The 12,799-nt window shown below is 60.8% G+C and carries 16 protein-coding genes and 3 pseudogenes; 7 read left to right on the plus strand and 12 right to left on the minus strand.

Translation table 11 applies throughout. The features are described 5' to 3' along the window. The first annotated feature begins 13 nt into the window (after positions 1 to 13). On the plus strand, positions 14 to 1,123 hold the full coding sequence (locus tag AB4136_RS06485; RefSeq protein WP_441930676.1) for a tellurite resistance/C4-dicarboxylate transporter family protein: 1,110 nt from the start codon (positions 14 to 16) through the stop codon (positions 1,121 to 1,123). A gap of 560 nt (positions 1,124 to 1,683) precedes the next feature. Here AB4136_RS06485 and AB4136_RS06490 read toward each other — a convergent pair. The 7 genes and pseudogenes from AB4136_RS06490 to AB4136_RS06520 all read right to left on the minus strand — a co-directional run bounded on the left by AB4136_RS06490 (position 1,684) and on the right by AB4136_RS06520 (position 6,735). Then, the gene (locus AB4136_RS06490) at positions 1,684 to 2,064 is read right to left on the minus strand and encodes a hypothetical protein (protein WP_441930677.1); all 381 of its coding nucleotides are present in this window, start codon (positions 2,062 to 2,064) and stop codon (positions 1,684 to 1,686) included. A gap of 364 nt (positions 2,065 to 2,428) precedes the next feature. Beyond that, positions 2,429 to 3,781, minus strand: coding sequence for an oxygen-independent coproporphyrinogen III oxidase (gene hemN / locus AB4136_RS06495; protein WP_441930679.1), 1,353 nt, complete (start codon positions 3,779 to 3,781; stop codon positions 2,429 to 2,431). Positions 3,782 to 4,030: 249 nt separating this feature from the next. After that, positions 4,031 to 4,372, minus strand: a complete 342-nt coding sequence (gene fdxA, locus AB4136_RS06500) for a ferredoxin FdxA (RefSeq protein WP_441930681.1) — start codon at positions 4,370 to 4,372, stop codon at positions 4,031 to 4,033. Positions 4,373 to 4,477: 105 nt separating this feature from the next. Further along, positions 4,478 to 4,714 carry a hypothetical protein gene (locus tag AB4136_RS06505; protein WP_441930683.1) on the minus strand — a complete coding sequence of 79 codons (237 nt, stop codon included), beginning with the start codon at positions 4,712 to 4,714 and terminating at the stop codon, positions 4,478 to 4,480. A gap of 16 nt (positions 4,715 to 4,730) precedes the next feature. Further along, entirely contained in the window at positions 4,731 to 4,940 is a 210-nt protein-coding gene (locus AB4136_RS06510; protein ID WP_441930685.1) for a hypothetical protein, read from the minus strand. Between the two features lie 105 nt (positions 4,941 to 5,045). After that, positions 5,046 to 5,474 carry an Rrf2 family transcriptional regulator gene (locus AB4136_RS06515; protein WP_441930687.1) on the minus strand — a complete coding sequence of 143 codons (429 nt, stop codon included), beginning with the start codon at positions 5,472 to 5,474 and terminating at the stop codon, positions 5,046 to 5,048. 113 nt (positions 5,475 to 5,587) lie between these two features. Beyond that, positions 5,588 to 6,735: pseudogene (locus AB4136_RS06520) on the minus strand (ISAs1 family transposase). 228 nt (positions 6,736 to 6,963) lie between these two features. Here AB4136_RS06520 and AB4136_RS06525 point away from each other — a divergent pair. The 4 genes and pseudogenes from AB4136_RS06525 (at position 6,964) to AB4136_RS06540 (ending at position 8,948) form a co-directional block, all read left to right on the plus strand. Next, a complete protein-coding gene (locus AB4136_RS06525) occupies positions 6,964 to 7,101 on the plus strand; it encodes a hypothetical protein (protein ID WP_441930689.1) in 138 nt (45 codons plus the stop codon). An 82-nt stretch (positions 7,102 to 7,183) separates the two neighbouring features. Continuing rightward, the gene (locus tag AB4136_RS06530; RefSeq protein ID WP_441930691.1) at positions 7,184 to 7,306 is read left to right on the plus strand and encodes a hypothetical protein; all 123 of its coding nucleotides are present in this window, start codon (positions 7,184 to 7,186) and stop codon (positions 7,304 to 7,306) included. 920 nt (positions 7,307 to 8,226) lie between these two features. Then, positions 8,227 to 8,361 (plus strand): annotated as a pseudogene (locus tag AB4136_RS06535) (DUF6522 family protein); the annotation flags it as partial. A gap of 140 nt (positions 8,362 to 8,501) precedes the next feature. Continuing rightward, positions 8,502 to 8,948 (plus strand): CBS domain-containing protein, encoded by a 447-nt coding sequence (locus AB4136_RS06540; RefSeq protein WP_441930693.1) that lies wholly within the window; start codon positions 8,502 to 8,504, stop codon positions 8,946 to 8,948. Positions 8,949 to 8,960: 12 nt separating this feature from the next. Here AB4136_RS06540 and sdhD read toward each other — a convergent pair whose 3' ends face one another. The 3 genes and pseudogenes from sdhD to AB4136_RS06555 all read right to left on the minus strand — a co-directional run bounded on the left by sdhD (position 8,961) and on the right by AB4136_RS06555 (position 10,533). After that, the gene (gene sdhD / locus AB4136_RS06545; RefSeq protein ID WP_441930695.1) at positions 8,961 to 9,344 is read right to left on the minus strand and encodes a succinate dehydrogenase, hydrophobic membrane anchor protein; all 384 of its coding nucleotides are present in this window, start codon (positions 9,342 to 9,344) and stop codon (positions 8,961 to 8,963) included. Continuing rightward, positions 9,341 to 9,754, minus strand: coding sequence for a succinate dehydrogenase, cytochrome b556 subunit (gene sdhC, locus AB4136_RS06550; protein WP_441930697.1), 414 nt, complete (start codon positions 9,752 to 9,754; stop codon positions 9,341 to 9,343). Before sdhC ends, sdhD begins: the two co-directional genes overlap by 4 nt. Before the next feature lie 10 nt (positions 9,755 to 9,764). Continuing rightward, positions 9,765 to 10,533, minus strand: a pseudogene (locus tag AB4136_RS06555) (succinate dehydrogenase iron-sulfur subunit). On the opposite strand from AB4136_RS06555, the gene AB4136_RS06560 reads away from it, so the two are divergent. Further along, positions 10,487 to 11,236, plus strand: a complete 750-nt coding sequence (locus tag AB4136_RS06560; RefSeq protein WP_441930699.1) for a dihydroxy-acid dehydratase domain-containing protein — start codon at positions 10,487 to 10,489, stop codon at positions 11,234 to 11,236. The pseudogene AB4136_RS06555 and the gene AB4136_RS06560 overlap by 47 nt on opposite strands. On the opposite strand, the gene AB4136_RS06565 is transcribed toward AB4136_RS06560, so the two are convergent. Together AB4136_RS06565 and AB4136_RS06570 are read right to left on the minus strand one after the other, a co-directional pair. Further along, positions 11,194 to 11,481, minus strand: a complete 288-nt coding sequence (locus AB4136_RS06565) for a DUF2249 domain-containing protein (RefSeq protein ID WP_441930959.1) — start codon at positions 11,479 to 11,481, stop codon at positions 11,194 to 11,196. The genes AB4136_RS06560 and AB4136_RS06565 overlap by 43 nt on opposite strands. 13 nt (positions 11,482 to 11,494) lie before the next feature. Continuing rightward, positions 11,495 to 12,046 carry a hypothetical protein gene (locus AB4136_RS06570; RefSeq protein WP_441930701.1) on the minus strand — a complete coding sequence of 184 codons (552 nt, stop codon included), beginning with the start codon at positions 12,044 to 12,046 and terminating at the stop codon, positions 11,495 to 11,497. 379 nt (positions 12,047 to 12,425) lie between these two features. On the opposite strand from AB4136_RS06570, the gene AB4136_RS06575 reads away from it, so the two are divergent. Further along, positions 12,426 to 12,689, plus strand: a complete 264-nt coding sequence (locus AB4136_RS06575; RefSeq protein WP_441930703.1) for a DUF2249 domain-containing protein — start codon at positions 12,426 to 12,428, stop codon at positions 12,687 to 12,689. The last annotated feature ends 110 nt before the right edge of the window (positions 12,690 to 12,799 follow it).

Here is a 12,799-nt window from a genome sequence, read left to right on the forward strand (position 1 = left end):
GGGCGAGGAAGCCATGACAGCCGGCGGCCGACCCCGGAAGGCGGGGGAATTTTGTTCGGGTCTTGCCGCAATGTCGCCCGCCTATTTCGGACTGGTCATGGCCACCGGCATCGTCTCGCTGGCGGCCTTCATGATGGAGCACTACACTATTGCTCTCGGCCTGTTCTATCTCAATATCGGGCAATATGCCGTGCTATGCGTATTGTACGCCTTGCGGGCCTGGCGCTATCCGCGGCGGTTCTTCGGCGACATGGTCGCTCATCTTACCGGACCGGGTTATTTCACGACGGTGGCCGGCACCGGCATCCTGGCCAGCCAGTTCATGATCCTGCGTGAAAACATCGCAGCGGGCGCGGCCTTGTGGGTGTTGGCCGTTGTTCTGTGGGTCTGCCTGACCTACACGATCTTCACGGCTTTCACCGTCAAGCGCGAGAAGCCCACACTCGACAAGGGTATCAACGGCGGCTGGCTGCTGGCGGTGGTGGCCACGCAGGCGCTATCTGTATCCAGTGCGCTGCTTGCCGCGCGCATTGACCAACCCTATCGGCTCGAGCTCAACCTCGTCGCCCTGTCGATGTGGCTGTGGGGCGGCATGCTCTACATCTGGATGATGTCGCTGATCTTCTACCGCTATGCGTTCTTTCGCTTTTCGCCCGGCGATCTGGCGCCGCCCTATTGGATCAACATGGGTGCGATGGCGATTTCGACGCTGGCCGGATCCTTGCTGATACTGAACGCGCCGCACGCGCCGTACCTGATGTCCCTGCTGCCCTTCCTGAAGGGTTTTACGGTCTTCTACTGGGCGACCGGAACCTGGTGGATTCCTATGCTGCTTCTGCTGGGGATCTGGCGCTATGGCTACGAGCGTTTCCCGTTCCAGTATGACCCATTGTATTGGGGAGCTGTATTCCCGCTCGGCATGTATGCCGCCTGCACCTGGCAGATGGATCGCGCCATGGAATTCGGCTTTCTGTCGGCCTTGCCCCATACGTTCCTGTACATAGCCCTGTCGGCTTGGGCCGTCACCTTCCTCGGTATGCTGCGCGGGCTATTCCGCGTTCTGAACGGCAAAGAAGATTATTCCCCAAGCTTGCAGGGCAATGACGACACGGCGAAGAAATGAGCCACGACTTTCTCGGAAAGCGGTTATGTTCGGGCTTGGGAGGGGGATCCATTTAGTGGGCTTGTGACGCGGCCCGCCCAACGTTTCTGAAGCATCTTGCCGTATCTGAAGTGCTACGCTCGACAGCAATTTCAATTGGAGCCGACTATGGGCCCGGGGAACAGATGGCGCCTAGGGTTGGAGACCATGAGTCATCGGGCGACGAGCGTGGCTTTTCTCGGTCAGGGCGCGCCTCGGCCGTCTCGTAGTCCAGGCACGACGGACACCAGTACGCGTAGGGCTTGACCAGGACCAGCGCGACTGAATGCTTGCCGCATCGGGCGCAAACTGCGGATGAGGGACGTTCGGATTGCACGGAAGGTGATGGCATCGCTACAGTTGAAGAAACCCTTGCAGAAGCTGCGGCCGACCCACGCACCTTTTGCGCCGCGGCCCAGAGAACTATGTCCGGCGTATCGGGAGGTTCCATCCCGCAGCGGCCATCGACGGCAGGCTCGCGGCTCCAAGGATATCCGTTGGGTTACAGAAACCAACTCCACGTGTCGTATCAGAAGCCGGGATTACGCGTCGTTCGGTGAGCAGAGTTGGCGCATCGCCCAGGCCCCTTCCAAGGCAGCGGTTGCGATATCCTCAAATAGGAACGCAATGTCGTTGTATACGCTGTGGTCCGCTTCCGTCGCTTTCAAATCGTCCAGGTCCTGCAGGAAAAGCAGGATCGCTTCGATCTTCCGGCGTTGGCCGCAGGCGTTGGAAAGGTTGCCGAGTTTGGCGCGCCTACGCTCCAACGCCGCAAATCGGTCCAGCGCTTCGTCCAGTCGAGAACGGCATTCGCAGTCCAACCGCACATTCTTCGTCACCGCTGTAAGCCTGGCGATGACGTCCCCGTCGGCGCCGGTTCCACGACGCCGTATCGTCATACTGGAAGCAGCGATCTTCATCATTTGCCTGTTGGTCCCAAGCCAATTCCCATTCGGCCAGACAGCTTGCTTCGGGCTGCGGGCCTATCATAGGCAAATGCGCCTTGGGCAGAGGCCATGACGATGACGATAGCATTGCCGTGGAAACGAACGTAACGGCTCACTCCGCCGCAAGTTTGCGCTGGCGCAAACAACTCGTTCGCGCCCTGAAGTTATGTGCTCGACTTCGCGCCCGGGATCGCTTCGGAGTTTCATGATTCCACTAGGCGGATCCGCACCAGACGAACGTCCAGAACACGTCAACTTGCATCAATGGCCTGGCACTCGCCGGCCTGGTCGTTTCGCTTCGGCTGTGTCAGCCAAGCCCGGATTCTTGCCAAGCCAATCGTTAGGCGGCTTGGCCGTGGCTGCGGACTGACCGATGCAGATAGGCATCGAAGGCCGCCGCCGCCGCGCGAACCAGGAACCGATGGTCACGCCGAACCCGGATGATGCCTTCGGCCAGATCGACCACGCCATCCTCGGCAAGTTCGAAAAGTCTCCTGTTGCCCGCGAGCAGCCCAGCCGGGTCGAACCCGTGTCGCCGGCAGATCGCCGGCACGTCGGCCTTGAATTCGCACATCAGGCGCTCGATGATCTCTGCGCGCAGGCGGTCCTCGGCAGTCAGCTGGCAGCCCCTGGCGGTCGCCAGCCGCTCGGAAGTGATCGAGTCGGCATAGAGGCCGAGGCCGACTTGGTTCTGCACGTAGCCGTGATGGGTGCGACCTATGGCAGAAGCGCCGAATCCGATCAGCGTTTCGCAATTGTCGGTGGTGTAGCCTTGGAAGTTGCGCCGCAGCTTTCCCATCGCCTCTGACTGGGCAAGATCGTCGTCAGGGAGCGCAAAATGGTCCAGTCCGATCTGGACGTAGCCCGCGGCAACCAGCGCTTCGGCTATAGCCAGCGCCTGTTCGATGCGAGCGATGCCGTCGGGCAGGGCCGTTTCATCGATCATGCGCTGGTGTTTCTTGAAGGACGGCACATGCGCGTAGCCGAACACCGCGACCCGGTCGGGTCGCATGGCTGCCGCCATGCTGGCCGTGTCGATGCAGGAACGGACGGTCTGATGCGGAAGGCCGTAGATCAAGTCGAAATTGATGCTGCCTACGCCCGACAGGCGCAGCCGGTCGACCGCCTCGATCGTCGTCTCCTCGCTCTGGACGCGGTTTACCGCCCTCTGGACGACAGGGTCGAAGCTCTGCACGCCCAGGCTGGCGCGGCTGACCCCGGCGCCTCCCAGGGCACCTGCCATCTCGATCGTCAGCGTGCGCGGATCGATCTCGACAGCGATTTCCGCTGCGTCGGCGAACCCGAAGCGATTACGAAGGAGATCCGCCAGGGCGATGAAATCCGATGGCGCGACGATGGTGGGCTTGCCGCCGCCGAAATGCACCCTGTCGACCTGAAGCGGCTGCGGCGCTAGGGTGGCGACCATGTCGACCTCCTTGCGCAGCAGGTTCAGATACTCGACGACAGGCTGATCCTTGGCGGTTATCGTGGTGTGGCAACCGCAATACCAGCACATCGAGCGGCAGAACGGGATGTGTAGATAGAGCGAAGCGGGGGCCGCCGACGGTAGGCTTGATAGCCATCCGGCATAGGCGTCGGAGCTGACCGAAGGCGAGAACTCAGGCGATGGCGGGTAGCTAGTGTAGCGTGGCAGACGCGCCTCGCCATATTTTTGCAGAACGGATGGTTGCATGGCCCTTTTCACCTCCGATGCAGCGCCGAATCATGGTCGAGTCTCCGCTCGGCTTCTTTGCGGAAGACCAAATGCCTTGCGGCCGGGAGGCGATGCCGCGAGGCGGTTGCATTTACTAAGTCGAGAGCAACGGCATCCATTCGACACGAGTGTCGAAATCGGCCCGGCAGGCCGTTCCTGATGCCGTCGCTCGATTGGACGGTGCCGATTTGTCTCGATCGGAGCCGTGGTAACGGAAAGACCGCGATATCATTCGCTCTCGCCGGCCTTGCCGCTGAAATGGGCATCGAACTTTTCCGGCACCCCGTTCCAGGCGTCAGCGTCGGCGGGCGGTGTCTTCCTGCGCGTTATGTTGGGCCAGGACGACGCATATTGATGATTGAGCGCGAGCCATGCCTGCGCGACCGAGGAATCCGTGTCGGGGAAGATGGCTTCCGCCGGACACTCGGGTTCGCAAACGCCGCAATCGATGCACTCGTCCGGATGGATGACGAGCATGTTCTCGCCCTCGTAGAAGCAGTCCACTGGACACACTTCGACGCAGTCCATGTACTTGCATTTGATGCAGTTGTCGGTAACGACGTAAGTCATTCTGTCTGTCTCTTCGAAGCACCGCCGTGTCGGATGACCGCGCCTGGGAGCGAGCGCCGTCCTCTGGACGCATCGACTAAAAGGGATCGCTCGATTGCGAGTATCTCAGGCGGCAATCGGCATTGCCTCGGCAGCCTGCGTGGCCTCGGCGCGTGCCGCGGCAAGGGCGATCCAGTCGCGATAGAGGCCCTGGTCCTCTCTGGAAAAGGATACGCGGCGCTTCATGTCGTCGAAGGTTTCGCCGGGGTGGCTCTTGTCGTAATCCGCGCGAACCAGGGATTCGAGGTACGCGCGCTCGGATGCATCCGCAGGTCGGATGAAATCGTGCGAATTGGTCGGCATGATTGCTTCCTTTCGTTCAGCTTCGATCCAATGCCGCATGCCATCTGTCCTGCTCCAGCGCCCAGATCGCGCAGGCGGGGCAATCGGCGCCGCAGCGCTCGATGGCCGAGAAGATCAGGCCGAGCCGCTCCTGGCGTGACAGGCCGAGCGCCGGCTCCCATGGCGTGAAGGCTGGCAGCAAACCATGGAAGGTGCGCAATGCTTGAGCGAGCAACAGGGGCAGCAAGGCGATCACCATCGAATGAAAGATACATTTACAATATATCTTTTTTAAGCGGTTCCGGCAAGGGCAGGCGATGCGACCAGGTGAAGCGGCGCGGGCTGTAGGCGCTTACGCTGCCGGCTTGATTCCGAAATCCTCGGGGCGGAGCAGAAGATCGGCCAGTGTGTAGCGGTCGAGCGTCCCCGCGAAGGCCGCGAGCGCCTCCTTCAGCATTCCGCGCAAGCGGCAGCGTGGGGTGATCAGGCAGCTGTTGTCGCTCCTGAAGCATTCGACCAGCGCAAAGTCGGGCTCCGTCACCCGCAACACGTCGCCGAGCCGGATCTGGCCCGGCGTCTTGGCAAGCGCCAGACCGCCGGAACGGCCGCGCACCGCCCTCAGGAACCCGGCGCGGGTCAGTTGGTTGGCCACCTTCATCAGGTGCGCGCGCGAGATTCCGTAGACCTGAGCGGTTTCCTCAATGGTGATCAGCTGACCGTCCCTGGCCGCCGCGTACATGAGCACGCGAAGCGAGTAGTCGGAGAAATCCGTCAGTCTCATCCAAAATCCTTTTGCCGGTCACCAGCGCAGTTTAGCCCATCCAACGGAAAGATGCGCTGGAGATGTATGTTTTGCAAGGCCGTGGGCGCAGTGATCGATACAGGGGAATCGCTTCAGGTTAACGCTGTTTTGTGACGGACGATGGTTTCGAGGTAGTCTGGATCGAGATTGGCGAGTTTTCGGCGGACCTTGAGGCTGTGTTTGTCCTTTGGGTTTCGCACGAGGTTCATGGCCATGTGCTTGACGACGGCCATGTTTTGCGGCCCGTGGCCTGTTCTGAGCCGGGCGAGGTCGTCATGGAAGACGACGTCGAGAACCCAGTGGAGCCTATTCTCGACATGCCAGTGGGCGCGTACGGCATGGGCGAAGGTGTGGGTGTCGAGCTTGGCGGAGGAGAGATAGTAGCGCCGCTCGTGCTCGGTCTTGCCATTGCGCTCGACATTGGTCTCGACCATGCCGATCATGGCCAGATGGGGAAAGCGCGGCTCGCCGGGATAGCGGCGGTCTGAGAACAGCCAGCCGATGTCGTGGCAGACGCGGTGGCGGCGGCGTTCGAGGCGGCCATGATCGTTGTCGACGGTTTCGAAGGGGTCCTGGAGCAGGTCCGTCCGGGATCGGCAAAGAAGCGTTCGACCTCGGCCAAGGTGGCTGGCCGGTTGGCCTTGAGCGCCAGGAGATAGTCGCCGCCGCGCCTGACTATGGTCTCGGCGATCCCTGTCTGGGTTCCCATGGCGTCGATGGTGACCAGTGCGCCGGTCAGTTCCAAGCGTTCGAGCAGCAGCGGAATGGCGGTGATCTCGTTGGATTTGACGTCGGTTGCCTCCTGTCCCAGCACGAGGCGCTGGCGCGCGGCCCAGGCCGAGACCATGTGCAGCGGCTCGCGGCCCTTGCTCCGCGCATGGCTGCGTCGCGAGGTCTTGCCGTCGATGGCGACGATGTCGGGCGCGGCCTCCCGCAAGGTCTCGACCCAGCTTGTGAAGCAGGCCTTGAACAGTTCCGCATCGAGTGCGTTGATCACGTCGTTGAGCGTGTCGTGGGCCGGAATGCCGCGCTCATAGGGCAGGAAGCGGCGCAGAAAATCGAGCCGCTGCTTGCCCCACAGCCGGGTCTCCACGAAGTCATCCATGCCGCACAGGGTTGCGCACAGCACCAGAAGCAGGATCTCCGGCAAGGGATAGACCACCCGCCATCGCTGGCGCGGATCCGACAGCGCCGAAAAATGATCCAGGATCGGACACGAACGGGAAGCATGGTGTGACATCGAGCGCTCCGCAAATCACGAAGCACCTCATGAATCATATTCGCAACCAACGCGCACCAGCCGTTAACCTGAAGCGATTGCCCTGGTGATCGATAGAACATATATTGACAATGTATGTTTTGTCGCCGACTATCGCCGACCGGAGCGAAACGCGATGGGTGCAGCGCCGCCGAGGGCGGCGAGCAATCGGGTTGCCTCCCGCTCATCAACGCAATTAGGGATGACCCAATGACCGTTCCAAACGAGATAGATGTCCGCAGCCTGGTGCCCATGCAGAGGCACCAGAAGACAAGGCAGGCCGATGCCGCCTGCCGCCAGGCAGGAAACGCCCGTGCCGCGTCGCGCATCTCCAACCCCGCCCAATGACGGAAATTCAACGTGTTGCTGCATCGGTTGAGCAGGCGAGTGCAGTAGCGCCGACATTGAGACGAACACGGGAAGAATTGACATGAGCGGCTTCGACCAGGACGACCAGCAGGATGGCCAGCGCGAAAGCTCTTTGCTGCCTATGCTGGTCGGCGGCCTTGTGCTGATCGTGGTCGGGATGCTCCTGGTTGCCTGGCTGGTTTGAGCAGATATGTCGGTTGGTCTCGACGTGGGACAGTTGAACCTGACCATGCGGTGCCGACAAGGAGTTCCTGGGCTCACCAATACTGATATCAGGAAGGGCGGCTCAGCCTACAATTGCGGCTTGACGGGCATTGGTCTGGAGCTGACGATAAAGATCACTTCCATGCCTTGGGTCTATCATCCCGGCCTTGAAAGCTTTGGTTCCAGTTAAACAGGGCTACATTCTCGAAATTGATGCCGGGACCACGAACTCAACGGGCAGAGGCGCAAGATGCTCGGAGATTTGATCGCCTCGTTGGAGCGGCCGGAGGTGGTTGCCGATGTCCTGTCGACCCTCCGTCCCGATCTCGCAGCAAAGGTCGCTGAACGTGCGGCGCAGGCCTCTCGATGTCCGTGGGCGACTTTTCCGGTGCCGTACGGGCATTTCTCGACGAGGCTGACGACGATCTCTGGTTCCAGCCTCTGACGCTGATCCGGAAATCGGAATATCCCGGCCTTTCGGCTGTGCAAACGATCTTGCGATGGGTCGTGGCCGCATAGCCCCTCTTGCCATTCGGGGGGTCTCGGGCCTCATCGCCGAGACGGCAACAAGCCAGTGGCAAAAATGCACGCGTGGCCGGCGACAGGTTCTTTATCTTTGCCGGATTCCTTGCAGCCGTGACATTAAGATGTATATATAATGTATCTTTATAGGCGACTAGGAGACTGACGATGCCGCATGATCATAAGGCTCTACCGGAAAATGGGTCGCACCAGCCGCCAAAACCTCGGTCAACCTCCAGCGACGCTGAAATCGAGTGGGACGAGGTGGCGCAGGCTTCATGGGAATCTTTCCCTGCCAGCGATCCCCCGGCTTGGATCGGGTGCGGCGCCGGCCCCACTTCATCGAAAGCTCTCTGATTCGCGGTAGATGAGGGCGAATATCGATTGAGCTTCTTCTATGGCACCTACAGGGCGCGTCTGAATATCGATTGCACGGGAAACGTTACAAGGCGCTCAACAATCGACTTTTGGCAAGCCGTCTTGCCGGGCCAACAGCGTCGCACAGGCGGATAGCCTGTCGGGTCAAATGAACGCGTGATGTCACTAATTGTTGTACGCTGGCCATGACTGATATCGGCGGATCGCGAGCGCCTTACGCTGTATAGTCCGGCGAGTTTCGGTGGTTGCTTGGATATCAATTGGACGGCGATGACATGATACGGATCGACAACTTGCTGGCGAAAATTCGCGACCGCCTGCTTCTGATCGGTGACGACCGGCAGCTTACGGAAGCCGCATCGCTTCTTTCCGACGATACCAAGCATATGGTCGTCGTGTGCGATGCCGCCGGCGCGATGGCCGGCATCATCACCCGAACGGATATCGTGCGTCAGATACGCCATTGCCAGGGATGCGCGTGCACGACGGCCTGCACGGCCGTCATGACCAGGAACGTGGTCTCCTGCGAGCCGAAGGACTGGCTGCACGAGGTCTGGTCGACCATGAAGGAAAGAGGCCTGCGCAGCGTCCCGGTCGTGGACGCGGAGCGCAAGCCGATCGGTTTGCTGTTCGCCAGGGACGCCTTGGAGATGCTCTTGTCAGAAGTCGAATATGAGGAAGAGCTTCTCAGGGACTACGTCATGTGCGTCGGCTATCGCTAAGCGGCAGCCATTTCAGCCGAAAGCGGAGAGTTTAACCAGCGCCAGGATAGCGACGGTCGCTGCGCCGTAGGCAATTCCAATGTTTGCCATCAGCAGGAACGGCTTGAGGACAGGCCTGTGGATGTAGTCCTCGATGATGACCTGCGCACCCAACCGCATATGGACGGCAAAGTTGAGGAGGGCCAACGCGACAACGACCGCCACGATCGGGTTTCCAACCAAACGGCGCGCGGACGAATAGTCGGCGCCCGCTAGGAGCCAGAAGGCCGCCATCAGCCCGATAACGATCGGAAGGCCGAGCACGGAGGTGACGCGCTGCCGCCAGAATTCCTCGGTTCCTCCCTTGGCCGAGCCCAAGCCCCTAGCGCGGGCCAGTCCTGAACGCATCGGCTTCATGGCGAACCTGTATGAAACAGCGCCAAGCTGAGCCAGAACAGAACCGTGCAGGCCAACGAGGCGAACAGTGTGGCCCTGGTCAGATATTCGCGCCAAGGGTAGGTGTGTGCAACGCCGAGGTCCCACACAAGATGCCGGATGCCGCCGAACGCATGGTGAAGAAGCGCCCAGGTGAAGCCGAACAGGACCACCAGACCAACCGGCGATCCAAGCGCTTTTCTGGCCAGTCCATAGGCTTCCGGGCCGCTGGCCAAAGCCAGGAGCCATGCGGCCATCGCGATAAAGCCGACGTAAAGGACCGCGCCGGTGGCCCGGTGCACGATCGACATGACCATAGTCAGCGTCGGCCTGTAGGTCTGCAGATCCGGCGCTAGCGGTCTTTCCCTAGGTGGGGTATTGCTTTGCTTCATATCCAGCCATTCACTGTCGGCGCGTGACGAGCATCGCCTTGATTTCGGCGATCGCCTTGGCGGGCTCAAGCCCCTTCGGGCACGTCTTCGTGCAGTTCATGATGGTATGGCAGCGATAGAGCCGGAACGGATCCTCGAGCTCGTCAAGCCGTTCCCCGGTCGCCTCGTCGCGGCTGTCGATCAGCCACCGATACGCCTGCAGGAGGACGGCAGGGCCCAGATAGCGATCGCCGTTCCACCAATAGCTCGGACATCCACCAGTGCAAGAAAAACACAGGATGCATTCGTAATAGCCGTCGAGCTTGGCGCGTTCCTCCGGCGATTGCAGACGCTCGCGTTCAGGCGGCGGTCCGTCCGCGCGCAACCACGGCTGTATGAGCTTGTGCTGCTCGAAGAGATGCGTCTGGTCGACCACCAGATCCTTGATCACGCGCATATGGCTGAGTGGAAACAGACCCCTCGATGTCATCGATCGCCTGCGTGCAGGCAAGCCAGTTCCTGCCGTCGATGTTCATGCTGCACGAGCCGCAGACGCCTTCGCGGCAGGAGCGGCGAAACGTCAAGGTCGGGTCCACCTCGTTCTTGATCTTGACCAGGGCATCCAGGACCATCGGGCCGCAGTCATCGCGGTCGACGTCGTAGACGTCGATTCGCGGACCGCTTCCCGGTTCCGGATCGTAGCGATAGATCTCGAAGCTGCGTGTCCTGGCTCGCGCTCCGGCTGTAGGCCACTTGCGGCCGCGCGCGACCTTCGAGCCGGGCGCGACTCCCCAATTCATAGGTAGGAATGACTTCATCGCCGTTTCCTCGCAAAACGATTGCGGCCTCAACGGCCATAAGATACACCGGAAATATCTGTTTTTGAAGCGCTTGTGCTTCGATGCGTGGCCCGCCGTCACCCACGGCCTTTGGCCATTTGCTATCGAGGTTCCCGCCGTGCCTTTCAACGAACGCTCAAGACATATCGCGCAAGGGGTTGCTCGCTCCCCTAACCGGGCCATGTACTACGCGCTGGGTTACGAGAAGAGCGATTTCGACAAGCCGATGATCGGGATCGCCAACGGCCATTCCACCATCACGCCCTGCAACCCCGGTCCTCAGCCACTGTCCGATGCCGCCGCCGTCGCCATCAAGGCCGCTGGAGCCAACCCGCAGATGTTCGGCACGCCCACCATCTCCGACGGCATGTCGATGGGTACGGAAGGCATGAAGTATTCGCTGGTTTCGCGCGAGGTGATCGCCGATTGCGTGGAGATGTCGGTTCAGGGCCAGTGGATGGACGGCGTGCTGGTGCTGGGCGGCTGCGACAAGAACATGCCGGGCGGCATGATGGGTATCCTCGGGCCGCGAGGTTGCTCTACGTTCCGCTTCCTGGCGGCGCGGCGGCGATGGTGTTCGGGGCCCGCTGCGAGCAGGCAGGTGACCCGGCAAATGTGGCATCAAACCGCGCGGCAAGATGTGCGAATACAGCAGCGTAGGTGACGACGGTGCAGCCGGACCCGCCAGACGTCGGGACCTTGTTCGAGATAGGTCCACAGGCAACGCTCGCCATGCCTCGCTTCAAGCTGAAGGCGCAGCGGCCGCGCATCATGATCGGCGATGAGCTGAAGCGAACTCGTCTCGTCGAGGTGCCCGAAGAGCTGGAAGATCACCGTATGTCGGAGGCGCGGGCTGATCTCACGCACGTCGATCACGCGCTCGTCCCTGATCCGGCTCGTCGTTTCCATCACTTGCACCCCCCTAATGCGACTGCACAAGCGCGGCGTTCGATGGTGCCAGCCCCCGGTGCGCAATGCCGGCTTGTGGCGCTCCGCAGAGGCCGGCGATCTGACCCAACAGGTGATCGGCAACGGGCCTTGGCAGAATGCTGACAAACTGTTCGTGCAGATAGGGCTTGAGGATCCGCCCGGCGACACCGCGCTCGGCCCACATCAGTTCGACAATGTTTTGAGCGAGCGGCGAAAGATCCTCCCGTATGCCGGCCGGACCGAGGATGGCGCGGAGAGCCTGGGCGATGCGCCCCCATCGCGCGCCGCTAATATGGGTCTTCACGTTGCTGACGTGCGGGTGCCTGCGGAAAACCGCGACCAACCGTTCCACAAGGTCGTCCAAATCGAATTCAGGTGTATGGTCCACGGCTGACATGAGAGCACGGCTCATATGGCTCGCGATCACCGTAGCCGCATCCGCCGAGGCAGCCTCCCGCTTGTCGTGACTCTTTGTCCGCCGGTCGAATGCATGAATATCGTCGCGATCCGGCGAGTCTCTGGCTTCGAACAGCTGAAGCAGCATCGCGTTCTCCTTCCCGTTGCTCCGGGCATCGTAAAAGATACATATGAAATATATCTTTAAGCGTCAAGAAGGTGGATGTTGACGCGATGCCGGCCACGCCGCGTCATCTCGAACCTGATGCCGGCAACATGGGAGCGTCGACACATCGGCGTACGAAAAAGATATATTGACAATATATGTTTTTGGCGAAACATTAGCGGACAACCCGGGTCACACCAGGACGCGAGGGCGGTGGCAATGAACAAGGCAAATCCAGCGATGCCGCCGAGACCTATTGCAAGGGCCAGCATTCCAGAGCTGGCTTCACCTTGAAACGGCCGGCGAAAGAGGTCGCCATCGTCAGGCCGCTCAGACCAATCCAGCGACCAAGGAGCTTTTCATGACGAACCCCACCACAGCATCGGACCCCAACAACGTGGTCGACGTGCGCACCCTCGTGCCCGCGCAGCGGCACGCAAAAATCTTCCAACTGGTCAACCAGCTGGCGCCTGGCGGCTCATTCATCCTCGTCAACGATCACGACCCGAAGCCGCTCTACTATCAGCTCGAAGCGGAATATCCGAAGCAGTTTTCTTGGACGTATCTCGAACGTGGACCAGCGGTGTGGCGGGTCGAGATCGGCAAGCTCGCAAAGGCCGCTTGAGTTCGACCCTGGAGCCTCGCGTCGGTTCATTGTGCCGGCGCGAGGCTCCAGAAAGAGGTGACTATGATCGGTGCTTCGCTCTCCAGATGGACGATGTCCTATTTTGCAGC

The organism is Mesorhizobium sp. 2RAF21 (genome assembly GCF_052115345.1).
GTDB classification, from domain to species: Bacteria; Pseudomonadota; Alphaproteobacteria; order Rhizobiales; family Rhizobiaceae; genus Mesorhizobium; species Mesorhizobium terrae.